Raw genomic sequence first — 22,449 nt, 5'->3', positions numbered from 1 at the left:
CATTCCAATTTGTTTAAGGCAATTGTAGCGGGTTCTGGCGTGATGGATTTGGTTTCTTGGTCGCATGATGTACAATGGGAAGGTTGGTTTAGAGAGCAAGCATGGAGGTTAGAAAGTCAGCAGTTTCGAATGAAAGATAGTTATTATACGGATAAAAATAACTATATAAGAAACTCACCTTTCTATCAGGTGGAAAACATGAAAACACCTTTATTGTTGTGGGCTGGTAAATCTGATTATAATATAAATTGGTATCAAAGCATATATATGTATATGGCAATGAAAAAATTAAATAAAGAAGGTAAATTGATTTTATTTAATAACGATGGTCATTATTTAACTCGTAAAGAGAATCAAGAAATGTTATATAATTCAATCTTAAGTTGGTTTAATACATATTTAAAATAAGAGAAAGGAGCTATTACGCTCCTTTCCTTTAAATTATGGTTGCCAATGCATCAAGTTTTGACTACATTGAGTACCATTTTTAAATTCAAATACTTCTTTAGAACCAATTGTACAACTTACAGTTCCTATGTTATTGCAAGTGGCATCTACCTGTTCACATTCTTCTAAATCATTGTAAATATATGCAGTTGCATACCCTGTAGATTCGTTAGAAGATTTCCCTTCAGTGGCAAATGCAAAAGCAACAGCCATCATTCCTACCCCAATTGGTAGCGTTTTTCTTAGAAAATTTGTTTTCATTTTGTATAATTTTAATGTGGTGACTTACTCTATTATACAGGTTTTCAGTCTTCCCCTGCGTTGCGCAACGATTTATTTTTTTAATTGGTAACGATAGATTTCATCATCAATTACAGCGAAAACAGAGTTTTGGTATATTTTAAAATCCCTAAGTTGTTGTTTAGGTTTATGATAGAGGTAAAAACTGTGGAGATAATGGTTGTTTACGAGATCATATACATCTATGATGCTTGCACTTTGGTGTTCTTCTTCAAAATTTCCCAGTCGTTTGCTGTGGATGTAGAGATAATCACCATAGGTAGCTATCGTTTCATTCACTCGAATTGTCTTTGGACCTAATCGATAGTTTTGGTCTTTTTTATAAAAAGCAACATCAAGTTCTGGTTCATTTAAAGAATCGATGCTTTTCATAACATTTTTTTCATTCATCATAGAATCAAGGATGATAATTTCATTTTTATAATAATAGACATATAAAAAAATCTGATGTTGTTCATTCCAAATGAGTAATCCATCCAAATCAAATGCTCCATTTTGTTGGCTTTTTAGAGTTGTATCGTTTATTTTTAGTTGAAATCCATCCACTGTTTTATACAATATAGCGAGTGCTGTTTGTTTAGTTTTTTGACTTGTTACAGAAAGACCAAAATGATCATCTTTTCCAGGAACATATTGATTGTAATAAGCATTATCAATAGTTTCAAGAGAAGTCGTGTAATCATATAATATTCCTTTTTCTATAATTCCTACTGTTCCATCCCCTAAGTAGAAATAAGGGGAGTTAACGTATGTTATTATTCGTTTATAAGGGAGTAGCTCATTTTTTATTTTGATCCGATTATTAGTCACATTTTGTGTATGATAATCATAAGTTCTAAGAAATAAAGGAGCATTAGGATGAGCTAAATAAGCATAGCAACTATCAATACCTGCTATATAATATCCTGTGGATTCTAGATTGAGTGTAGTTAGTTTTTCTGCAAAATGCGGAATGTATTTACGTGTAAAAGCATTATTATATTGAGATTTTTTTTCAGATAAACCGTATATAATGGTTACACTAACAACTCCGATTATTGTAAGAGTAGTTTGTTCAATTATATAGCCTCTCCATGTTTGAGAGGATTTTGCTATTCTAATGCCAATTAGAGCCAAACATACAAATACGATATTAAAAATCAAATGTTCCGTCCATCCCATCTTTTCTAAAACTCCACCACAAGAACAAGGAGTAAACGCCGTGAAATGTAGAATAATGACAATATAAGTAGTGAACATCACCATTAAAAAAAGTGAAATTTGTAAGGCTAATTTTCTAGTTCGCTCAAACATCAAGAAAACTGCTGTTACAAGTTCTATCGCAATAATTCCATACGATATATGAATCGCATAACTTGCTAATAAGGGCGATTGTCCTAACTGAGTTTGAAAAGTTTCAAAATCCATCAGTTTACTCACCGCTGCATAAATAAACAAAACAATAAATAGGTAGCAAATGAGCGTTTGTATAAACGGTGCAATTTTTCTCATCTTTTAGTATTTTAATTCATAAAAAATAACTTCCTAACATCTAACATCAGTTTCCGTTTTCATCTTCATCAATAGTTCTCATATAGGGATCTTTATCACGAGGCGGGTCGTTTTTAGAAGGAATGCTATCCTTAATATTATCTTTCAAAGAAGAAGTAATACGTTCTGAATGAATTGGGGTGTCAATTAGAATATTTTCATCTTCTATACAGCTATTGAATACAAAACACACAAGTACAATTAAATAAAAAGATTTCATAGTTTCTCATTTTTAAAGTTTGTATCGAAATTAGGTTTAGCGTAAAAAATAGGAGGTATGTCAATGCGTCAAAAACATAAAAAGCCTGTCTAATTTATAAATTCATACACTCCAAATGTTAAATGATTTGCGGTTAAAAAATGAATTTGAATATTGAAAAAGGATGTTGAGACTGGCATTAAAACTCTCACGTTAAGAAAATATTTGAATGTAACGTTAAAAAGGTTTTAGCCCGTAGGTTTTTTAAAATCTTTAGTGGAATGAGAACATTTTTAGTAGAGAGGTTTACAGCCTTGACTTTTTGGTTACTCTTTAGTCAAGTAAAAAGTGACATTAATGAAAAGGAATACCTGAGCCACACCGTGGCTCCTCCTCTTAATTTCAAATGTTTTTGTGTCAAGACTTCCCCAAAGGGCATATGAATTCATTTAAAAACAATAATAACTCATGAATAAAAATGAACATATAATTATTAATCAACTTGTAACAATTTTACCTAAGCTCCACAGGAGCTTCTCCTCTTAATCTCAAATTTTTAATTTCAAATGTTTTTGTGTCAAGACTTCCCCAAAGGGTACATGAATTCATTTAAAATAGAATTAACAAAAACATGAATAAAAATGAAAATAAGATTCTTCGACAAGTCCAGAATGACAAAATCTGTTGTTAAAAGTGGATTTGAGTATTGGAAAAAGGATGGAGAAACCGGCATTAAAACTCTCACGTTAAGAAAATGGTTGAATGTAACGTTAAAAAGTTTTTAGCCCGTAGGGTTTGTAAAAAGTTTAGTGGAGTGAAATCATTTTTAGTAGAGAGGTTTACGGCCTTGACTTTTTGGTTACTTTTTAGTCAAGTAAAAAGTGACATTAATGAAAAGGAATACCTGAGCCACACCGTGGCTCCTCCTCTTAATCTCAAATGTTGTTAAAAGTGAATTTTTTTTATTTCGTTATGTTAATGTTTTTCAATTATCATAAAAAAAACTTAATTAATAAAACATGAATATAAGAAAAAACTATTAAATTAATTTAGAATAAATTAAAATAATGAAATAGCTTTGTCAAAATTTTCAAAATGAAAAAAGTAACAATAGTACTTTCATTATTATATGCGTGCATTACTTCTGCACAAGAAAAAGATTCAATACAGACAAATACATTAGGCGAAGTAATTATCAATACTTTTATAAAAAAAGATACCGATACTTCAAATAAAATGCCGTTGAAGTTTATCGAGAATCCTCAAGTTTTTTCGAGTATTGATAAATCAGTTTTAGATCATCAAGTTATTTTTACAGTAGACGATGCTTATCGTAATGTAACTGGTTTACAAAAAATGTGGAATTCTACCGGTCGATCTGGAGATGGAGGAGCTTATGTTACTTTAAGAGGTTTTGTTTCCAACAACTCTTTACGTAACGGTTTGGTAGCCCCTGTTTCTACTACAATAGATGCTGTAAACTTAGAAAGATTAGAAGTATTGAAAGGTCCTTCTGCTACAATGTTTGGTAGTAATGTTACGTCTTATGGAGGTGTTGTAAATAGAATTACAAAAAAACCGCATGAAAATTTTGATGGATCAGTAAGTATTGCAGGTGGAAGTTATAATTACTACCGTGCATCTGCAGATATTAATGCTCCAGTTACGAATGATAATAAATTAATGTTTAGAGTCAATACAGCGTATACAAATTCTGGTACTTTTCAGAAAAAAAATAGTGGAAATGAATATTTTGCTTTTGCTCCATCATTACGTTACAAACCGAATGATCGATTAGATATCAACGTTGATCTTGAAATGTACGAAAATAATGCAATGGCTGAGCAGATGTTTTTTTACTTAGCAGGTAATCCTTCTTTAGGGATTAATAATATGAAAGATTTTGAAAGAGTTTTGGGATTAGATTACAAACAATCTTATGTTGGAGATGGTCTTAAAGCCAAATCAAAAGTCAGAAATTTATTTGGTCAAATAAATTATAAAATTAACGATCATATTAAATCATCTACGAATATTAGTAATGCTTATTCTCAATCGAATGGATTTAGCCCATATTTTTATGTTGCTCCAGAAAGTACTTATACTAAAAATCCATTAGATACAGAATTAGGCGTTATGCGTGCAGATCAATCAACAAGAGATAGTAAAAAAACAATTTTCCAATTACAACAAAATTTTAATTTCGATTATACATTTGGTAAAATGAGAAATAGAACGGTTGTTGGTTTAGATTATATGCAAACCAAAAATAATCAAATGTTTATTTCTGGTGATTTTGATTGGGTTCCGTTTAAAAATGGAAATTATTCAAACATGAATAATCATACTTTACAAGATTTTTATAATACTTCGAATTCGGTTGGTGAATATCCAATAATAGGTGAATTAAATACGTATAGTGCTTATATATCAAATGTTTTTACACCAGTACAAGGATTAAATATTTTAGCTTCTATTCGTTACGAGAATAACGATTCTAAAAGAGGTAATTTATATAATAACCCAACAGAACCATATTCACAATCAGCTTGGTCTCCAAAGTTTGGATTTGTATATGAATTTGTTCCAACTAAATTCTCTGTTTTTGGTAATTACCAAAATAGTTTCAAAAGCAATGGATATTATGCCATAGATAAAGAAAATACTCAAGTTCTTTCTGATCCTGAAAAAGGAAATCAATTTGAAGGAGGTTTTAAAATGAATATTTTTAATAATAAAATTAATGCGACCTTAAGTTATTATAATATCAATGTCAAAAATTCTTTATTATATACAGGAGAATATACTGATACTTTTCAATCTGTTCAATCACAATCAGGAAAGGTAAAAAGTGAAGGGGTAGAATTAGAGCTTAATGCTTATCTAGTGAAAGGATTTTCGCTAGTAGGAGGTTTGGCTTATAATAATGCAAAAATTGAAGAAAATCCAACAGATACTTCTTTAGAAGGAACAAGACCTACAACTGCTGGTTCTGAGTGGTTAGCAAATTTTAATGCAAGTTATCAATTCTTAGATGGTAAAATAAAAGGATTAGGATTCGGAATTGGAGCAAACTATGCGAGCAAAAATCAAGTAAATAGCACCTTTTATTTACCAGAATATTTTATCGTAAATGCAAATGCTTTTTTCGATGCGAAGAAATTTAGAATAGGTGTAAAAGTAGATAATCTAACAAATGAACATTATTGGATTGGTTATACAACAGCAAATCCACAACAGTTAGTAAATGTTTCGGGAAGTCTTACATATAAATTTTAATCAAAAATGGCTTCCAAGCAAAAATCATCAAAAAAAGTAGGAAAACTGAAAAAAATATTTGGTAAACTACATCTCTGGTTTGGGTTAATTATTGGATTAATAATTTTTGTTGTTTCAGTAACTGGGGCGTTATATGTTTTCAAAGATGAATTTGAAAATATTGCGCGTAAGGATGTTATCTATCATCAAGAAAAAGATGTAGAGAATAAGAAAGTTATCCCAATTCGTCAACTTGAAAAATTAGTTGACGAACAAACCCAAGAAAAATATCCTATTCATTGGGTAAATATACCAATGGATAAAAACATGTCTTATATGTTCTATTGGTATGAACATGATGTAAATGCTTGGAATTATTTTGATGAATTTCCTATTTATAAACAAGCTTATGTAAATCCTTATACAGGTAAAGTTTTAAGAGTTTATGATGAAAAAAATGGCTTTTTTAATATCGTAAAAATGATACATTGGAGTTTCTTATTAAAACAGAGCTGGGGAAGCTATGTGGTAGGAATTCCTGTTATTATCTTTATTTTTATGTTAATTAGCGGTATTGTATTATGGTGGCCAAAAAATAAAGCTGCTAAAAAACAACGCTTCTGGTTCAGATGGAAAAACATAAATAATTGGAAACGTAAAAATTATGATCTTCATAATATCTTAGGTTTTTATTCTTCAATTTTCGCTTTAATATTTTCTATTACTGGATTATTTTATGCTTTTTTCTTTATTCAAGCTGCTATTTATGTGATATTTTCGGGAGGCAATACAACTTATCCAGATTTTTCTCATATAAAAACAACTGCGCCAATTGAATTAAGACAAGAATCTACACTCGATAAGATTATTGAAACTGTAAAAACCAACTATCCTAACTCGTATGGTTTCTCTATTGATTTAGGACATGAACATATGGACGATCATGAACATCCAAATTTTGAAGTTTATGTTGCACATAAAAAACAAGTTTATTATAGCAGCAGTAGTTTAATTTTTGATGAAAATTCAGGAGAATTGCTACATATACATGATCCAAAAGATAAGAACTTTGGAGAGAAAGTTGTTGGAGCAAATTATGATATTCATGTTGGATCTATTTTAGGATTGCCTACAAAAATATTGGCTTTTGTTGTAAGCTTAATTTCTGCTTCTCTACCAGTAACAGGTTTTATGATATGGTGGGGAAGAAGGAAAAAAAAGAAGAAAAGTTAAGTTGTTTTTAAATAAACTTTAAGATGTCAAAGGACCTCTAATTCATTTTTTATGTGAATTTGAGGTCTTTTTTTATCAAAAGAGAATACTCATTTAGATAAATGGTTAATCAACTAACTTAAAATTCTACAGAAAATAAATGAAATTGCAAAACATTGTATTGAAGACTTAGACGATAATAAGGAATAACAAAAACCAGTTGTCATTCCGAAGTAGTGAGAACGGATGAGGCATCCTTTTTTGTTTCGTTTTTTTGGATGAGCTTCCCCGTAGGGCATATGAATACCGATAATTAAAATAGATAAGCTATGAATAATAAAATGAAAATAAAGAAAAGGAATACCTGAGCCACACCGTGGCTCCTCCTCTTAATCTCAAATGTTATTGAAAATGAATTAAAACTCCGACGATTTAGAATCGAAATGTAATTCAACTCTAAATTATTGGAATAAAAAAAGTTGGAGTGTTTGAGCGAAGCGAGTTGCCAACTTTATGAAAATAATTTAGTTAGTTGAATCATTGAGAGACTACTGTCGGCATCTTTTTTTGTTTCGTTTTTTTGGATGCGCAAAAAAATGAAAGAATAATAATGATTTAAATAGGGTTTTTAAAATCTTTAGAGAAATGAAAATATTTTTAGTAGAGAGGTTTACAGCCTTGACTTGCTTGTGCTGAGCCTGCCGAAGTATTGGTTACTTTTTAGTCTGTTCCCCGAAGGGCATATGAATACTGATAATTAAAATTTAAAATTAATGAATAAAAAAAGAACAATAAGAAAAGGAATACCTAAGCCATACTATGGGACCTCCTTCTAATTTCAAATATTTTTAATAATCTTGTTCTACGATTTCTTTGGCTAATTCAATTTTAATTCCTTTGTATTTCACGTATTTATTACATAATGTTTTAGGACAGGGGAATTGGTCTAATTCCAATTCAGTTTTAATTTAATTAGGAATGGTTTTATCATGAAATAGAAAACAATTACCCTTGTAGAAAAGAAAAATGATAAATTTAATATTGCTGCATATTCTAAACCTTGTTGCATTCCTGCACCCACACTATGATTATTTTCTTTAATTTCAATAATTCCGATTGGAATATTCGGTTTATAGTATAAAATATAGTCTGCACGTTTATTTACCACGAGCAGTAAGATTTCCACAAATATGAATGCGTGCATCTGTAAAAGTCTTTTGTTCAAAATATGGATGCATTCTATCCCATCCAGCATTTTCTTTCGCAGGAGTAATTAATTTAGTACTGATATCTTTTTCAGAAAATTGACGTTTATCCATAGTAAAAGTTTAGGAAATAAATAAACAAAATCAAATAACGAATAATATCAAAATAATAGATAAATATTTACGGAAACCATAATTGTATTAATTCATCAAAATTATGTGTCATATACGACAAAGTAGGACATTTAGAGATATTATTGTACCATAATATCAAAGAATAAGATAGAGTAGAAGTAGTAAATAAGATCTAAGCTTAGGTAATGGATGTTAATGAGATATAGATCAAGTACAATAACAGTAATTTTAATGAAATAGTTAAGGATTTTGAAACTGAATAATTTTCATCAATAAATCGAATGTCGAAGAAAAAAATCTAGAAAATAATGTAATGTACCGAAAATCCTTTAAAACAGTTAACACCGAACGAACACCGAACGAAGTACGGACAAACACCAAACAAACCTAACAGAAAATTTTTCGGTTAAGATAGAATTAAAAACCTCAATTATCATTCGATAATTGAGGTTAGGAGTTATATTACAAAGTCTTAATAGATTAGTCTTGGTAAACTAAACCTTCGTAACAGATATTGTAAATTTCTTTTAACTCTTCTAAAGTTGGTACTCGTGGATTAAATCCTGTACAAGGATCAACTAAAGCATTATTAGCAATATAATCTAAGTTTTTATCCCAATCTTCTTTTGAAATACCAAATTCTTTAATCGATCCAATATTATTCACTTCGCTTCTTAACGTTTCAATAGCTTGTGCTAATTCTTCAGCCGTTGATTTTCCAATAACTTTTGCTAAATCAGGAAAACGATCTGAAACTTTTGCGTTATAACGAATAACATTAGGTAAAAAGATGGCATTCGACATACCGTGAGGGATTCCGTATAATGCCCCAACTTGGTGAGATAATGAGTGAACAATTCCTAACCATGCATTATTAAATGCTAAACCTGCCATAAAAGATGCATCGTGCATGTTTTGACGAGCTTTGATGTTCGTAGGGTTATTCACCGCTTCTTTTAAGTTATCAAAAACAATTTCTAAACCTCCTTTCGCTAAAACATCAGCGTAGTTATTTTCAATATTCGATACATAAGCTTCTACACAATGTGTTAAAGCGTCTAATCCTGTATTTGAAGTTATGTGAGCAGGCATAGAAGCACAAATTTCTCCGTCTATAATGGCAACATCCGGTGTTAATTCGTAAGAAACGATAGGGTATTTCACACCTTTTTCACGATCTGTAATTACGGCTAAACCAGTTGTTTCTGTTCCTGTTCCACTTGTAGAAGGAATCGCAATAAATTTTGCTTTTTTTCTTAACGTAGGTACAGTAAATGGTGTTGTCATGGCATCAAAATCAGCATCAGGATGTTCGTAGAAAACCCACATCATTTTTGCAGCATCAATTGCTGAACAACCACCTAAACCAACAATCCAATCTGGTTGAAATTCACGCATAGCTTCAGCACCTTTAAAACTTGTAGCTGAAGAAGGATCTTCTTCAACCCCATCAAATACAATAGTTTCTATACCAGCTTCATTTAAATATGCAATCGCCTTATCTAAAGTTCCACTTTTACGCATAGAACTTCCTCCAGTTACAATAAATGCTTTTTTACCTTTGATATTTTTTAATTCGTCTAAAGATCCAGCGCCATGAAATACTTCACCCGCAACAAATAATTTACTCATTTTATATTTTATTTTATTCGGCAAAGTTAGCGGCTAAAATGTCTTTACTATTATACAAACAGGACTACGTGTTATACATTTGAGCCAATTCTTGTTGTAATTGTGTAGGGGTTTCGTTCAATTTTGCTTTTACAAATTTATTCAAAGCAGCAGGTGAATTAAAGCCTAAATCAAAAGCAATTTCTTTATGAGGACGATCTCCAAACATCAGCTGGCGTTTAATTTCCGTTAAGATGCGGTGATGAATGGCATCAATAGCCGTTTCTCCACAATGCTTTTTCGTAATGGTGTTTAATTTTTTAGGCGTGATGTGCAATTGATCCGCATAATACTGAACCGTACGTTGAGTTTTGTATCGCTCGTTCAAGAGTTTTTTAAAATGCACATATAATTGTTGATCGCTGCTATGAGATGTCGAAAGTAAGGCGTGTTGGCCATGTACAGATTCAATCAGCGATAATAAAAACGTTTTAATAAAAAAACGTGCTTGTTCTTTCTTGATCAAACTAGGGTGGTGATAAATATCTTGTACAATTTTTACAGTGCGTAAGCCTTCTTTAAATGGTTCTTCTTCTAAAATTGTGCAATTCAATTGGGTGGATAAATTGACATTGTATACGCTAAGTTCATTCTTAAGAATATCCGAACAAAAAAGCACTTCATCAAAAAGTATAAGTTTTCCTTTTATTTGTTCAGATTGAACTTGTATTAAACTGGCCTGATGAGGGAAAATAACAGCTACTTTATGAGGACGAAGAATATGTTTATTTTCTTCAACTTGTAAAGCCAGAATGCCTTCTTCAACCATCAAGACACAAAAGTGTGTATTTTGATGAGGTATGGTATAGGGGGCTAAAGTAGCGGATGTAAAATCGAATACACGAAAAGATAAATTTTCGTCTTCTCTTTTTTGATTAAAATCTTTTAGGTGATACTGCTTCATTTCGTTTTCTTCATTCGATTTCGTTACAAAATTAGAATAAAACTATAGGATATCGAATTAAATTTGTAAATTTTCAGCGAAAAGTGGATACGAATTTTGATAACGCAGCCAATGCTTCACATACTCAATAAAATAAGATATACTTATTGCGACGAGGGTTACCTGGTAAGCGGTGTAAGAAAAGCTTTCGAGAAACTTCTTTAATCAAAAAAATCTAAAAACTAAATGCTAGAGAATCTCACATTTTACCTGATCCTAGTAATCATCACCGTTTTGCTGGTGATGCTTGCCAAAAAAATAAAAGTTGCATATCCGGTTTTGCTGGTCCTGGCCGGTCTGGGCATCAGTTTTATTCCCGGCACGCCTAAAATTCATATAGAACCTGAACTAATATTTTTTATATTCCTGCCGCCACTTTTGTATGAAGCTGCCTGGGCGACTTCTTGGAAAGAATTATGGCGCTGGCGCAGGATTGTGGTCAGTTTTGCTTTCGTGGTAGTGTTTATTACCTCTTTGGTTGTAGCTTTTGTCGCCAATCATTTTATTCCTGGATTTTCGCTGGCACTGGGTTTTTATTGGGGGGAATAGTTTCGCCGCCGGATGCCGTGAGTGCCGGAGCGATTTTGAAATTTGTAAAAATCCCGAAACGGTATTCTTCCATTCTTGAAGGTGAAAGTTTGCTGAACGATGCTTCATCATTGATTATTTTTCGCTTTGCAATGATTGCCGTTGCGACGGGACAATTCATCTGGCACGAAGTTGCCCTTAGTTTTCTGTGGATGTGTATCGGGGGTGCTGGAATCGGAATCCTTATAGGAATTTTCTTTATGAAGATGCACCGCTTGTTGCCAACTGATGCCAATATCGATATTGTACTCACAGTCGTAACGCCGTTCCTCATGTATCTTGTGGCGGAAGAGCTTCACGCTTCCGGTGTTTTGGCTGTAGTTTGTGGTGGTTTGTTGCTTTACAACAGAAGTCATTCTTTTCTGGCTACTTCATCGCGTTTAGGGACGCTAAATGTTTGGAGCAGTTTGGTTTTTTTGCTGAATGGTATTGTTTTTATGATGATCGGGCTCGATCTACCACAGATTGTTTCAGGGCTTGAAACAGATTTGTTCACAGCATTTGGTTATGGCGTTTTGATTACAGTTATTCTGGTTATAACAAGAATCGTTGCGGCTTATGGTGCCGTATTCACCACGATGATTATGCGTAATTTCATCACTGTTGCCGACCGACAAAATCCAGGCTGGAAAGTGCCTGCTTTAATCGGTTGGACGGGAATGCGCGGCGTGGTTTCACTGGCTGCCGCACTTTCAATTCCGCTGACTTTGCATGATGGAACACCCTTTCCGCACAGGAACTTGATTTTATTTATCACTTTCGTGGTCATCCTGCTTACTTTGTTGGTTCAGGGTTTGACGCTGCCTTTTCTCATCACAAAATTCAAAATTCAGGATCCTGATTTTACCCGCTCTGAAAAGGAAATCGATAATGAAATCCGGAACGAACTTGCAAAAATAGGAGTGAAAAGAATCCAGGATACCCATTTCGAAAAACTTGAAAAATTCCCGGCGATAAAGGATCAGTTACAAATCTGGGAAAATCGTGTCAACAGTTCGGAAGTCATTCTGAATTTTCCAGAATACCGTGAAGTTTACTTGGATATCATAAACCATCAGCGCGAATGGCTGATCTCCAAAAACCGTGAGGAACTTCTTCTTGACGAAGAAATTGTACGTAAACATTTAAAAATGCTCGATTTACAGGAAGAAAAACTGGGAATGCATTAATTTTTAAAAACAAAACACTTTGTTGACGTGGAGAGTTATTCTTTTGTACTAAAAGATATTACACGTGAATTTTCTTAAAGGAGGTTTTGTTCAATCGTATTTATAAGACAATTATCAAATGGATCAAATACACGGAAGACCCAATCATCCACAAACACAAGGAAAAATTGAACACTATTACAGAACCATCAAAAATGGTAAAACTTGATAATTACTTCGCTCCAGAAGAATTAAAAGCAGCTTTAGAAAATCTGTTTATCGTTACAATAATCAACGTTATCATGAGGCTTTGAATAACCATACTCCTTTGGATGTTTATTTTGGTAGTGCAGATAAAATTTTGGAACAAAGAGCAAGTATTAAACAACAAACAATTACAAAAAGAAGGAAGTTGTATTTTCAAGAAAAAATAATAAATTTATAAACCAAACACTCTCTTAATTTTTAGGAAGAAGTATCCCATTTATTTTGATAACGTACATTTTTTAAAAGTGTATAAAATCCATTAAGGAGAAATAAGAATATTTAAAAGGACTTTATTTCGTCCAAAATACCAATTTTCACTCAAATTTTTCAACTGATTTTATTAAAAATACAAATAAGGTACAAATATTTGATACAAATAACTATAATAAACCTATAACATATTTATTCTTTTGTATACTTTGAAATATTAAAAAAACCTCTTAAAACATTGATTTTAGGAGGTTTTTTAATATATTTATACTATGTTAGTATTGATGAGGTTACTTTCCGATACAGAAAGTGTAAATCCCTTTATTCATCAATAGTGTAGGGGAGTGTGGTGTAGTATTAGTGTAGTGATTTTTGTGAATAAATTAACATAAAATACTAATTCTTGCTAACTTTTTTCATATCAATAGTAAATTATTTTAATAAATCTAATAAAAAAAATTAGTATTTTAAGTGAAATAATCTCTAATTGTTTTTTTTAAAACAAATTTATTTTAGTGGAACTGTTAGTTTATGTGATTTTTTCTAAAGTACAATTGTCTTTAACCTCAAAGAACAACATATAATCTAATAATTTCTTTACTAAAAATATGACCTCAATCATAAATATAAGCAATAGATGCAGCTAATTTCGTTCATGTTAATTCATACATTATGAAAAAGTTGAAAAAATATCTAACAAAAACTTATAATGAAATTCCAAAACAAAGAGGAGGAGGCTTTCATGATACAGAAAGTAATAGATATTTCAATGATGATGGATTAATTGATGATTGTTACCAAATACTAAGATGTAGATTTCTTTCTATAAATAATTGGAAACATTTCTGTGGTGAATTTTCTGCTGATTTTAGATTGTTTGACCAAAGTGGAGCTCATGTTAATCGTTTACCAATTGTTGGAGATTTTATACGAATTGATATACCAGGACCAGGAACTTTTGGTGAAAATGGATTTGATTGGGTAAAAATAGTATCAATTTGCGAGCAAAAATCTATTGATGACAATCAAGCAAGTTTGTCTTTTATTTGTTCCCCATCTAGTTCTCCAAATAAAAAAAACAGCAAATTAATTGCTCATTTTTATAGTAAAAAGTCGACCTCAACTTTTCGAATAAGTAAAGATAATAATTTAATCAAAATAGGAGTATATGGTCGAAATGAATACCCTAACTTAAGTCATACAAACTTAATCAATTTTTTTAGAAACTTCATTATTGCTTTAGGAGGAATGTTTGGAATAGCTAAATTAGAATGGAAATGTTTATGTGAAGGCTTAATTAACTTTTAAATTAAAACTGAGATGAGAAATACATTTGTGTTGATAGCAACCATTCTAATAATTTTTTGGGGATTAATATATTTTGGATTAGGTATAAGCTATCATGGAATTGTGCATTTTCTATTATTTATGGCTTTTATTTCCTTAGTATTACGACTCCTTATTGGAAAGAAACAAGGTTAAATTAATTACTTTTACATATCACACTTATTAATGTTTTATTCTTTTTTAATACCCGCTAAATATTGCGGGTATTTTTTTTAATGTATTGATTTTAAGAATTGAAAACGTTTTTATACTATTATGATTTGAGTCATAATATCACAATCTTTATGTGAATAATTTAGCCATAGAAAGAAATCTAATTAGTATTTCAATAAAAGTTAAATCCAATTTATGTCATAATAAATACTAGTCAATTTGTGTCATAAATTACAAAACTACAATTATGAAAAGAAGTAATTCAAACAACCACAATTCGCACAGTAATTCAAACAATGCTAAATCAACCTTAGAAGAAATTTATCAGCTGGGTTATGATCATGGTTTTAATGATGCATCACAAGATGAAGATTATGATGATGATTTTTCTGATTATGAAGAAGACTATGATGATTTTATAAGCGGTTATCAAGATGATGACTATGACGATGATGACTATGACGATGATGATTACGACGACGAAGATTATGATGATGAAGATGATCAGGATAATAGAAGAGGAAATAGAAGAAGTACGCCACAGCGAGATAGTATGGGTAGATTTGTTTCTTCTAATAATCGATCTTCTGGTCGTGGTAACCGTTCTTCATCATCACGATCTAATAACCGAAGATCTACTTCTAACTCTTCTTCTAATTCTCGAAGCAATTCATCAAGAAGTGGGAATAGCAGAAATTCAGGAAGTGGATCGGGAACTTCAAAAAGAGGATTTGCTTCAATGAGCAAAGCAGAACGTACGCGTATTGCGCGTATGGGAGGTAGAGCATCTCATGGAGGTGGACGATCTTCTAATCAACGCGGGCGTTCTTCAAATTCAAGCCGTTCAGGTTTTGGAGGTAGAAGAAATGGTTAATTGTTTTATATTGCCTCTTTTAGGAGGGGCAATTTTTATTAAAAAAAATGAATAATTATGGCAAAGAAAGAGTCTCATCAAATTGATTCAATGGATAAATCAATCGAAAATATTGATGATAAAATGAAAAAATCAGAATTGCATAAATTCTTTATTTCTGCACTTAAAGATATATACTATGCTGAACATGCATTAATTGATGGATTGGAAAAAATGCAAAAATCTGCTACAACAGAAGAGCTTCAAGATGCTTTTGAGGATCATCAATTACAAACCAAAAAGCATATCAGCCGATTAGAAAAAGTTTTTACTTTACTCGATGAAAAAGCAGATAAAAAAGAATGTGAAGCAATAAAAGGATTAATAAAAGAGGCAGAAGAGATTATAAAATCCACTAAAGACGGATCGATGACGCGTGACGCGGCTTTGATTATTGCTGCTCAAAAAATTGAACATTATGAAATTGCAACGTATGGAGGACTTGTGCAGTTAGCTTTGACAATGGAACATGAAAAGGTTGCTGATTTACTTGAAAAAACATTGTCTGAAGAAGAAGAAACGGATGATAATCTTACTGAAATTGCTGAAACTTTAATCAATTTTGAAGCGGAAGAAGAAAATTAGTTCTGTGATTAGATCTCTTATTAATATTTATTCATAATAATTATTAATAAGAGATCTTTTTATTTGAAAAGGATTGTACTGATAAAGTTTAACATACTCATTTATCCTATGGTATACTTATTGATTCTTTTTAAAACGATTTACTGCCTCTATTACTATATTTTAAAAACAAACCACAAAAGATTAATACTATGCTTATTGATGAAAAATTATTGTATCAGTTTGGTGCTGAAAGAGTCTATTTTAAGAATGGAGAGACTGTATTTACGGAAGGTGCTCATCCTTCTTTCTATTATCAGATTATTGTAGGAAAAGTTAAAGTTAATCATTTTAATGAAGAAGGAAAAGAATCTATACAAAACATTCTATTACCAGGAAATAGCGTAGGAGAATGTTTCTTGTTTTTAGAAAGATTGTACCCGATGAACGCTCAAGTTATAGAAGATACCGTATTTTTAAGATTAAGTAAAACTAATTTTTTAGAATTATTGGAATCTAATCCTTGCTTATACATAAATCTTAGTCGTTGTATGTCAGAGAAATTGCATTATAAGTTTCTTATGATGCAAAATAACTCCATTAATAACCCCATTATTAGAATGAAAGGATTATTGGATTATTTGAAAAATAATGCTATAGAATCAACAGTGCCTTTTTCTTTTAAAATAGATTTAACACGACAGCAATTAGCTGGTATAACAGGAATGTGTGTAGAAACTGTAATTCGAACGGTCAAGTTAATGGAATCTCAGAATATGTTAAGGTTACAAAAGGGAAAAATACTGTATTAAAAAGAATTTGTTAAACTCCTAAAAACAACTATTATGTTCCCACAATTTAAAGAATTTTTTTTATCTAGCCTGCATATTTTCGCTTATATAATAATGCTTATAGGAGGATGGGTATTTTTATTTTTTTGGCTCAAAAAAAGAAAAAAGAGAAGAAATAGTAGAAAATAATTTAATTATTTTTATTAGCCCATTATTATTTGTATACAATTAATAATGGGCTAATGTTATTTATAAATCTCTGTGTATCAATGTTATTAACTCTTGTTCTTTTTTTACTTTATTGTAAGAAAATTTTGAATAAAAATGAATTAACATTTTTTTTGTTAGACAGATTTCTCCATGTGAATAATTATTCTTGTCAAGAAATTTGATTACTGATGTTTTGTAGTCAGTAATTATATTTTCAAAAAAATCTTTTTTTTGTTTACATAAAGTAGTTTGACTAATTTTCTCAAGTGATTTAATAATAAATGGGGGATCAAGAATCAAATGTGCAGTTGTAGTTCCAAAAATAAATTCATGAATTAAACATAAAAATTCATGTTCTGAATGAGTATTATCTGATTTTTTCATATTTCTTTAGCCGTTTATGATTTCTCCACCATTTGGATGGATTACTTGTCCCGTAATAAATCGAGCATCTTCTGAAGCTAAAAATAAAAAAGCAGGTGCAATTTCATTTGGCATAGCAGCTCTTTCCATAGGTTTGTCACTTCCAAATGTTGCAATTTTTTCAGGTTCAAAAGAAGATACAATAAGAGGTGTCCAAACAGGACCAGGTGCAACAGCATTTACTCTAATTTCTTTTTTTACTAAATTAGCAGATAAGCTTCTTGTAAATGAAACGATAGCTCCTTTGCTGGCAGCATAATCAATTAATTTTGGACTTCCCCTATAAGCAGTAACTGAAGTAGTATTGATGATGGTGCTTCCTTTTTGCATATAAGGTAAAGTGTATTTTGTCATCCAGAAATATGAGAATACATTGTTTTTAAATGTTTTTTCTAGCTGCTTCGTTGAAATTTCTTCTAATGTTTCACATTCCCAATGTAAAGCTGCATTATTAATTAAGATATCAATTTTATGAAATGATTCAATAGTTTTTTCAACTGCAATTTTACAATTTTTCTCAATAGACAAATCGCCTTTTATTATTTTACAATTGACATTAAATTTCTCAATTTCTTTTTTAGTCGATAACGCCTCTTCTTTTTCATTTAAATATGCAATTGCGATATCTGCACCTTCTTTAGCGAAAAGTAAAGCTGTAGCTTTTCCAATCCCACTATCTCCACCTGTTATTAAGGCTGTTTTTCCAGCCAATTTTCCTTCTTGCGGATATATAATTGGATATGTCTCGGGAATTGGTTGCATTTTTTTTTCTTTTCCTGGTCTGGTTTGTTGTTGATTTGCTTGTTGTAATTTTTTCATTTTTATTAGTTTTAATGTTTATAAAAAATATTCACTTATAATTATCTATTCCAAGTTTTCTGATTGATAAATGTTGAATCATAATAAATTTATGAAACAATTTTTCGCTCATACATTTACAAATATTACCATACAAATGAGGATGTTTTTCTAAAAGATTATGAAAACTTACTTTCTCTAATTTTAATATGTCACAATCTACCATTGCCTGAATTGTAATAGTATATAGATCTTCCGAAAATAGAAATGACTCACCTAAACTTTGTCCTTTAGAAAGCTGAGTTTCTAAAACTATTTTTTCGTGTTGATAATTTTTTCTCTTTACTTTTCCACTTTGTATTTGTAGATAAAATTTTGCTGTTATGCCTTTTTTAATAATAAATTCTCCTGGTTTGTAGGTTTGCTGAGTTGCACCAAATTCAAATAATAAATCTTTGTCTATTAACATATCCTAAGTTTTTAAAGTAGTTTTAACCAATCTACTTTGATTTTTTAGTTCTATTTATGAGTACAATCATAACCTTATCAGTTTTCTACTTCTAATTTTGACACACAATATGATGAGTCGATTGTCATTGTGTATTGTTTAATCACAAAAAGATATTTTATGAAAACTATTGCAGTCATTACATTCTTATTCGTTTTATCAGCTATTAGCTGTAAACCAAGAAATGAAGTGTTACCGAATCAGAAAGATTCTATTATTACACATGATAGTATATTATCAGGTGAGTATCCAATGTCTCCTGACTCTGCTGATACTATACTTCCAGTCGATAGCACATCTTACGATGTCGACTCTATTAAGAGAAGTCGATAAAATATCTATTTGTGTTAGGAGAATTCCTATAAATATTAGGAATTCTCTTTTTTATTAAAGAGATCAATTCTGTATTGGATCTCAATATTTAAATTTTAATACTTCGATTATGGAAGGTGGATCATTACTACAAGAAAATGGAGTTCAAATTACCATTTTTTTAATATTTGCAATTGTCTTTTCAGGCTTGCTTATCATTATTTTTAGACTTTTAGGAATTTATGGTACTCTAATAAAACGAAAACAAGCACAAGAACTTGAAAAAAAATTAGAAAGCCTTTCTAAAGAAGAACGTTTAGTTTATAACCAAAAAGAAAATTTCTTAAAATTAAATCTTACATCACATAACCTTTCAGAGAATTACATTGTTTCGGATGAAAATGGTATTGTAAGAAATATTAATATAGTGGAAGAGCTGAGAGTTTTTCCTGTTAAAAGAAGAACTTCAAGTTTTCAAAGATACATAACAAATGATTTAAGCAAACTCATCTTATATTTTTTAGGTACAGCTACTTTTTGGTTGATTATTGGAACAACATTTGGCCTTTATTTAGGAATTAAATTTGTTGTACCAGATTTAGATCACGTAAGCTGGCTTAGTTTTGGACGAATGAGGCCTTCACATACAAATTCCGTTTTTTGGGGATGGGCATCTTTGGCCATGCTTGGTTTTGCTTACTATGTAATACCAAGAGTAAGCAATATCGAAAATTTTAATTTAAAGCTTGGTTATCTTTCTCTCGTTTTAGTTAATATGGCTGTTTTAGTTGGGACTATATTTTTACTTGCCGGAATTAATAATGGTGGTGGGGAATATAGGGAATATATATGGCCAGTCATGTCCGCTTTCGCTTTAGGAGTAGCAGTTTCTTTGTACAATTTTTTTAGACCAATTGCTAAGCGCAAAACAAAAGAAATTTATATATCAAATTGGTATATTGTTTCAGGAACAATGTTTATTGTTGTCGTTCTTATAGTTTGTTATTTACCTTTTTGGCAAAATGGAATGGGAGAAACTATAATGCAGGGTTATTATATGCATCAAGCAATTGGGATGTGGTTTATGATGATTAATTTGGGATTGATGTACTATTTTCTTCCACAACAACTCAATAAACCTATTTATTCGTATAGTTTAGGAATTCTAGCATTCTGGACACACACCTTATTTTACACATTGATAGGAACACACCATTTTATTTTTAGTGCTATACCTTGGAGTCTCCAAACAACTGCAATAGTCGCAAGTGCTGGAATGTTAATCCCTGTAGCTGCAGGTACAGCAAATTTTTTATTAACATTTAATGGAGCTTGGTATCAATTGAAAACTAGTTACACTTTGCCTTTCTATTTTATGTCGATTATTTTTTATTTTACAGGGTCTTTTCAAGGAACAGTAGAAGCGTTTCGATTCACCAATTTATTATGGCATTTTACAGATTTTACTGTTGCTCATTCTCATTTAACAATGTATGGCATTATCACGTTTATGCTGTGGGGGTTTTGCTATACGTTAGTACCAAGATTAACAGGTAAAGAGCCTCCAAAATTATTAGTTGGTATACACTTTTGGTTGGCTTTGATTGGATTATTATTCTATGTTATTGCACTCATGATTGGCGGAACAGGTACAGGACAACTATGGATGGATAAAAAACCTTTTATTCAAGGAGTCATCAATATGGGACCTTATTGGCTCTGGCGAGCAATAGGAGGTACTATGATGTGGTTTTCTCATTTAATCTTTGCTTATAATTTTTATAGGATGATAAAAAAAGGAGAAAACACTACAATTCCAGTAACTCCTTCTGAAATATTAGCGGCGAAGAAACAGCATAGTGAAAAAGAGTTTAATCTTTAAATAAATTTATATGTCATTTTTTAATAATCATAAAACTCTTTTTGGGGCAGCCCTTGGTCTTTTTCTCTTCTTGACTACATATATTGCAATTATTCCTGCCTTAGAAAATCAAAAAATAAATCAGCCATTACCACGACAATCAAAAGAACTCTCTGCAGATGAACAAGCGGGAAAAATGGTTTATATCGAGAATGGATGTGTTGCTTGCCATACTCAGCAAGTACGCAATGTAGAAATGGATAATGTATTTGGAAAACGTCCAAGTATACCTGCAGATTATGCGATTAATAAGCGATTAGATCTTTGGAGAAATACAGCCAATTTAATGGGAACAGAACGCACAGGACCAGATTTAACAAATGTGGGAGAAAGACAACCTAGCGATGATTGGCATTTGATTCACTTATATCAACCTCGCGCAGCTGTTGCACAATCTATTATGCCTGCTTATCCTTTTCTTTTTATCGAACGTGATTTTCTACATAAGGATGATGTTGAAGTAAAAGTTCCTGAGAAATTTGTTAAACGTAATAAAAAGATAGTTGCGAGTAAAAAAGCTTTACAATTAGTTGCTTATTTAAAATCTTTAAAACAAACTGAATTTACAGACGATAGTAGTGTACCTGATTTTTTATACAAAAAGAAGATAAAAAGTAACAATGGAAGTGAAACGATGTCCAATTTACCAAATGGAGAGGAATTATATACGGCTAATTGTGCTACTTGTCATCAAGCAAATGGTGAAGGAGTTCCTGGAGCATTTCCTCCTTTAAAAAATAGTCCTGTAGTTACAGGAGGAGCTTTAGAATTATATGTTACTATAATTATGAAAGGATATGATCCCCGTCCTGAATATGCAACTATGCCAGCAGTGGGGGAGAATGCAGGTTTTACAGCAGAAGATGTAGCAGCTATAATAAATCACGAACGTTCAAGTTGGGGAAATAAGGCAAAAAAAATTACTGCTGAAGAAGTACAAGTCATCTTAGATAAAATAAAATAATATGAATAAAAGAGCTAAAAATAATATGTGCTTTGTAAGTATATTCCTAACATCAGCTTTGTTTGCATGTGATGCATGTCAATTGCAACAACCAAAAATCACACAGAATTTTACACATGGAACAGGTCCTCAAAGCGATTGGGATTGGTTTATTGTAGTAATTGTTATTCTAATTACATTATGGACTTTTATTCTATCCCTAAAATATTTATTTAAACCAGGAGAAAAAGAAAGTGGACACATAAAAAATTTATTTTATTCAGATTAAAACAGATCGTATGAAAAATGACAGAAGCAAAATATTTTTATTTTTAGATGATCAATTGCAGCCGATTGCAGAATTGGACGCACCTACTGTTTTTGATTTAGATACAGAAAAGATGGTTGATGGAGAACATTTTTTAAAAATAGTTAGTCGTTCGACAACGGGCA

Annotated in this window: 21 protein-coding genes and 1 pseudogene; 12 read left to right on the top strand and 10 right to left on the bottom strand. The window is 31.1% G+C overall.

Translation table 11 applies throughout. The features are described from left to right. A partial coding sequence (locus B2217_RS06065) for an alpha/beta hydrolase family protein (protein WP_291122195.1) occupies nucleotides 1-408 on the top strand: 408 nt, incomplete at its 5' end. A gap of 33 nt (nucleotides 409-441) precedes the next feature. Here B2217_RS06065 and B2217_RS06060 read toward each other — a convergent pair. The 3 genes from B2217_RS06060 to B2217_RS06050 all read right to left on the bottom strand — a co-directional run bounded on the left by B2217_RS06060 (nucleotide 442) and on the right by B2217_RS06050 (nucleotide 2,497). Continuing rightward, nucleotides 442-708, bottom strand: a complete 267-nt coding sequence (locus B2217_RS06060; protein ID WP_038330401.1) for a DUF6520 family protein — start codon at nucleotides 706-708, stop codon at nucleotides 442-444. A 72-nt stretch (nucleotides 709-780) separates the two neighbouring features. Continuing rightward, a complete protein-coding gene (locus B2217_RS06055; protein WP_291122194.1) occupies nucleotides 781-2,238 on the bottom strand; it encodes a MauE/DoxX family redox-associated membrane protein in 1,458 nt (485 codons plus the stop codon). A 46-nt stretch (nucleotides 2,239-2,284) separates the two neighbouring features. Continuing rightward, nucleotides 2,285-2,497: a hypothetical protein gene (locus tag B2217_RS06050; protein ID WP_180906586.1), complete on the bottom strand. Its 213-nt coding sequence runs from the start codon at nucleotides 2,495-2,497 to the stop codon at nucleotides 2,285-2,287. A gap of 1,074 nt (nucleotides 2,498-3,571) precedes the next feature. On the opposite strand from B2217_RS06050, the gene B2217_RS06045 reads away from it, so the two are divergent. Together B2217_RS06045 and B2217_RS06040 are read left to right on the top strand one after the other, a co-directional pair. Then, nucleotides 3,572-5,755, top strand: a complete 2,184-nt coding sequence (locus tag B2217_RS06045; protein ID WP_180906587.1) for a TonB-dependent siderophore receptor — start codon at nucleotides 3,572-3,574, stop codon at nucleotides 5,753-5,755. Between the two features lie 6 nt (nucleotides 5,756-5,761). Next, nucleotides 5,762-6,967 (top strand): PepSY-associated TM helix domain-containing protein, encoded by a 1,206-nt coding sequence (locus B2217_RS06040; protein ID WP_038330304.1) that lies wholly within the window; start codon nucleotides 5,762-5,764, stop codon nucleotides 6,965-6,967. Between the two features lie 925 nt (nucleotides 6,968-7,892). On the opposite strand, the gene B2217_RS06035 is transcribed toward B2217_RS06040, so the two are convergent. From B2217_RS06035 to B2217_RS06020, 4 genes are all read right to left on the bottom strand, one after another. Further along, the gene (locus tag B2217_RS06035) at nucleotides 7,893-8,114 is read right to left on the bottom strand and encodes a hypothetical protein (RefSeq protein ID WP_052217406.1); all 222 of its coding nucleotides are present in this window, start codon (nucleotides 8,112-8,114) and stop codon (nucleotides 7,893-7,895) included. Further along, on the bottom strand, nucleotides 8,104-8,265 hold the full coding sequence (locus tag B2217_RS06030) for a hypothetical protein (RefSeq protein WP_160279566.1): 162 nt from the start codon (nucleotides 8,263-8,265) through the stop codon (nucleotides 8,104-8,106). Before B2217_RS06030 ends, B2217_RS06035 begins: the two co-directional genes overlap by 11 nt. A 501-nt stretch (nucleotides 8,266-8,766) precedes the next feature. Then, on the bottom strand, nucleotides 8,767-9,918 hold the full coding sequence (locus tag B2217_RS06025) for an iron-containing alcohol dehydrogenase (RefSeq protein ID WP_038330306.1): 1,152 nt from the start codon (nucleotides 9,916-9,918) through the stop codon (nucleotides 8,767-8,769). Nucleotides 9,919-9,982: 64 nt separating this feature from the next. Then, the gene (locus B2217_RS06020; protein WP_038330308.1) at nucleotides 9,983-10,861 is read right to left on the bottom strand and encodes a helix-turn-helix domain-containing protein; all 879 of its coding nucleotides are present in this window, start codon (nucleotides 10,859-10,861) and stop codon (nucleotides 9,983-9,985) included. A gap of 225 nt (nucleotides 10,862-11,086) precedes the next feature. Between B2217_RS06020 and B2217_RS06015 the strand changes: the two are divergent. The 5 genes and pseudogenes from B2217_RS06015 (at nucleotide 11,087) to B2217_RS05995 (ending at nucleotide 16,902) form a co-directional block, all read left to right on the top strand. Beyond that, a pseudogene (locus B2217_RS06015) lies at nucleotides 11,087-12,657 on the top strand (Na+/H+ antiporter). Between the two features lie 1,137 nt (nucleotides 12,658-13,794). Next, nucleotides 13,795-14,421 (top strand): hypothetical protein, encoded by a 627-nt coding sequence (locus B2217_RS06010; protein WP_291058656.1) that lies wholly within the window; start codon nucleotides 13,795-13,797, stop codon nucleotides 14,419-14,421. Nucleotides 14,422-14,860: 439 nt separating this feature from the next. Continuing rightward, a complete protein-coding gene (locus B2217_RS06005; RefSeq protein ID WP_115000521.1) occupies nucleotides 14,861-15,487 on the top strand; it encodes a KGG domain-containing protein in 627 nt (208 codons plus the stop codon). 57 nt (nucleotides 15,488-15,544) lie between these two features. Further along, entirely contained in the window at nucleotides 15,545-16,111 is a 567-nt protein-coding gene (locus B2217_RS06000; RefSeq protein ID WP_052217411.1) for a ferritin-like domain-containing protein, read from the top strand. Between the two features lie 191 nt (nucleotides 16,112-16,302). Further along, nucleotides 16,303-16,902, top strand: coding sequence for a Crp/Fnr family transcriptional regulator (locus tag B2217_RS05995; protein WP_038330314.1), 600 nt, complete (start codon nucleotides 16,303-16,305; stop codon nucleotides 16,900-16,902). Between the two features lie 228 nt (nucleotides 16,903-17,130). Here the strand turns inward: B2217_RS05995 and B2217_RS05990 are convergent, their stop codons facing one another. The 3 genes from B2217_RS05990 to B2217_RS05980 are packed head-to-tail and all read right to left on the bottom strand — an operon-like array spanning nucleotide 17,131 to nucleotide 18,781. Further along, a complete protein-coding gene (locus tag B2217_RS05990) occupies nucleotides 17,131-17,475 on the bottom strand; it encodes a hypothetical protein (RefSeq protein WP_038330316.1) in 345 nt (114 codons plus the stop codon). A 6-nt stretch (nucleotides 17,476-17,481) separates the two neighbouring features. After that, a complete protein-coding gene (locus B2217_RS05985; protein WP_038330317.1) occupies nucleotides 17,482-18,333 on the bottom strand; it encodes an SDR family oxidoreductase in 852 nt (283 codons plus the stop codon). Between the two features lie 31 nt (nucleotides 18,334-18,364). Beyond that, the gene (locus B2217_RS05980) at nucleotides 18,365-18,781 is read right to left on the bottom strand and encodes a Crp/Fnr family transcriptional regulator (RefSeq protein ID WP_038330319.1); all 417 of its coding nucleotides are present in this window, start codon (nucleotides 18,779-18,781) and stop codon (nucleotides 18,365-18,367) included. A 228-nt stretch (nucleotides 18,782-19,009) separates the two neighbouring features. On the opposite strand from B2217_RS05980, the gene B2217_RS05975 reads away from it, so the two are divergent. The 4 genes from B2217_RS05975 to B2217_RS05960 all read left to right on the top strand — a co-directional run bounded on the left by B2217_RS05975 (nucleotide 19,010) and on the right by B2217_RS05960 (nucleotide 22,285). After that, nucleotides 19,010-19,153: a hypothetical protein gene (locus B2217_RS05975; RefSeq protein WP_160279567.1), complete on the top strand. Its 144-nt coding sequence runs from the start codon at nucleotides 19,010-19,012 to the stop codon at nucleotides 19,151-19,153. A gap of 109 nt (nucleotides 19,154-19,262) precedes the next feature. Next, on the top strand, nucleotides 19,263-21,014 hold the full coding sequence (locus B2217_RS05970) for a cbb3-type cytochrome c oxidase subunit I (protein WP_038330321.1): 1,752 nt from the start codon (nucleotides 19,263-19,265) through the stop codon (nucleotides 21,012-21,014). Between the two features lie 10 nt (nucleotides 21,015-21,024). Beyond that, nucleotides 21,025-22,017, top strand: coding sequence for a cbb3-type cytochrome c oxidase subunit II (locus B2217_RS05965; protein WP_038330323.1), 993 nt, complete (start codon nucleotides 21,025-21,027; stop codon nucleotides 22,015-22,017). A gap of 1 nt (nucleotide 22,018) precedes the next feature. Further along, nucleotides 22,019-22,285 (top strand): hypothetical protein, encoded by a 267-nt coding sequence (locus B2217_RS05960; protein ID WP_038330325.1) that lies wholly within the window; start codon nucleotides 22,019-22,021, stop codon nucleotides 22,283-22,285. Nucleotides 22,286-22,449 lie beyond the last annotated feature (164 nt).

Origin of the sequence: Empedobacter sp. UBA7620, from assembly GCF_002484185.1 — a bacterium.
GTDB classification, from domain to species: Bacteria; Bacteroidota; Bacteroidia; order Flavobacteriales; family Weeksellaceae; genus Empedobacter; species Empedobacter falsenii_C.
This window is presented reverse-complemented; position numbering and strand designations above follow the sequence as displayed.

Excerpts from the sequence above, each read along its gene's own strand:
- B2217_RS06060 (WP_038330401.1), bottom strand. The coding sequence starts at position 708 with ATGAAAACAAATTTTCTAAGAAAAACGCTACCAATTGGGGTAGGAATG.
- B2217_RS06055 (WP_291122194.1), bottom strand. The coding sequence starts at position 2,238 with ATGAGAAAAATTGCACCGTTTATACAAACGCTCATTTGCTACCTATTT.
- B2217_RS06050 (WP_180906586.1), bottom strand. The coding sequence starts at position 2,497 with ATGAAATCTTTTTATTTAATTGTACTTGTGTGTTTTGTATTCAATAGC.
- B2217_RS06045 (WP_180906587.1), top strand. The coding sequence starts at position 3,572 with ATGAAAAAAGTAACAATAGTACTTTCATTATTATATGCGTGCATTACT.
- B2217_RS06040 (WP_038330304.1), top strand. The coding sequence starts at position 5,762 with ATGGCTTCCAAGCAAAAATCATCAAAAAAAGTAGGAAAACTGAAAAAA.
- B2217_RS06030 (WP_160279566.1), bottom strand. The coding sequence starts at position 8,265 with ATGGATAAACGTCAATTTTCTGAAAAAGATATCAGTACTAAATTAATT.
- B2217_RS06025 (WP_038330306.1), bottom strand. The coding sequence starts at position 9,918 with ATGAGTAAATTATTTGTTGCGGGTGAAGTATTTCATGGCGCTGGATCT.
- B2217_RS06020 (WP_038330308.1), bottom strand. The coding sequence starts at position 10,861 with ATGAAGCAGTATCACCTAAAAGATTTTAATCAAAAAAGAGAAGACGAA.
- B2217_RS06005 (WP_115000521.1), top strand. The coding sequence starts at position 14,861 with ATGAAAAGAAGTAATTCAAACAACCACAATTCGCACAGTAATTCAAAC.
- B2217_RS06000 (WP_052217411.1), top strand. The coding sequence starts at position 15,545 with ATGGCAAAGAAAGAGTCTCATCAAATTGATTCAATGGATAAATCAATC.
- B2217_RS05995 (WP_038330314.1), top strand. The coding sequence starts at position 16,303 with ATGCTTATTGATGAAAAATTATTGTATCAGTTTGGTGCTGAAAGAGTC.
- B2217_RS05990 (WP_038330316.1), bottom strand. The coding sequence starts at position 17,475 with ATGAAAAAATCAGATAATACTCATTCAGAACATGAATTTTTATGTTTA.
- B2217_RS05985 (WP_038330317.1), bottom strand. The coding sequence starts at position 18,333 with ATGAAAAAATTACAACAAGCAAATCAACAACAAACCAGACCAGGAAAA.
- B2217_RS05980 (WP_038330319.1), bottom strand. The coding sequence starts at position 18,781 with ATGTTAATAGACAAAGATTTATTATTTGAATTTGGTGCAACTCAGCAA.
- B2217_RS05970 (WP_038330321.1), top strand. The coding sequence starts at position 19,263 with ATGGAAGGTGGATCATTACTACAAGAAAATGGAGTTCAAATTACCATT.
- B2217_RS05965 (WP_038330323.1), top strand. The coding sequence starts at position 21,025 with ATGTCATTTTTTAATAATCATAAAACTCTTTTTGGGGCAGCCCTTGGT.
- B2217_RS05960 (WP_038330325.1), top strand. The coding sequence starts at position 22,019 with ATGAATAAAAGAGCTAAAAATAATATGTGCTTTGTAAGTATATTCCTA.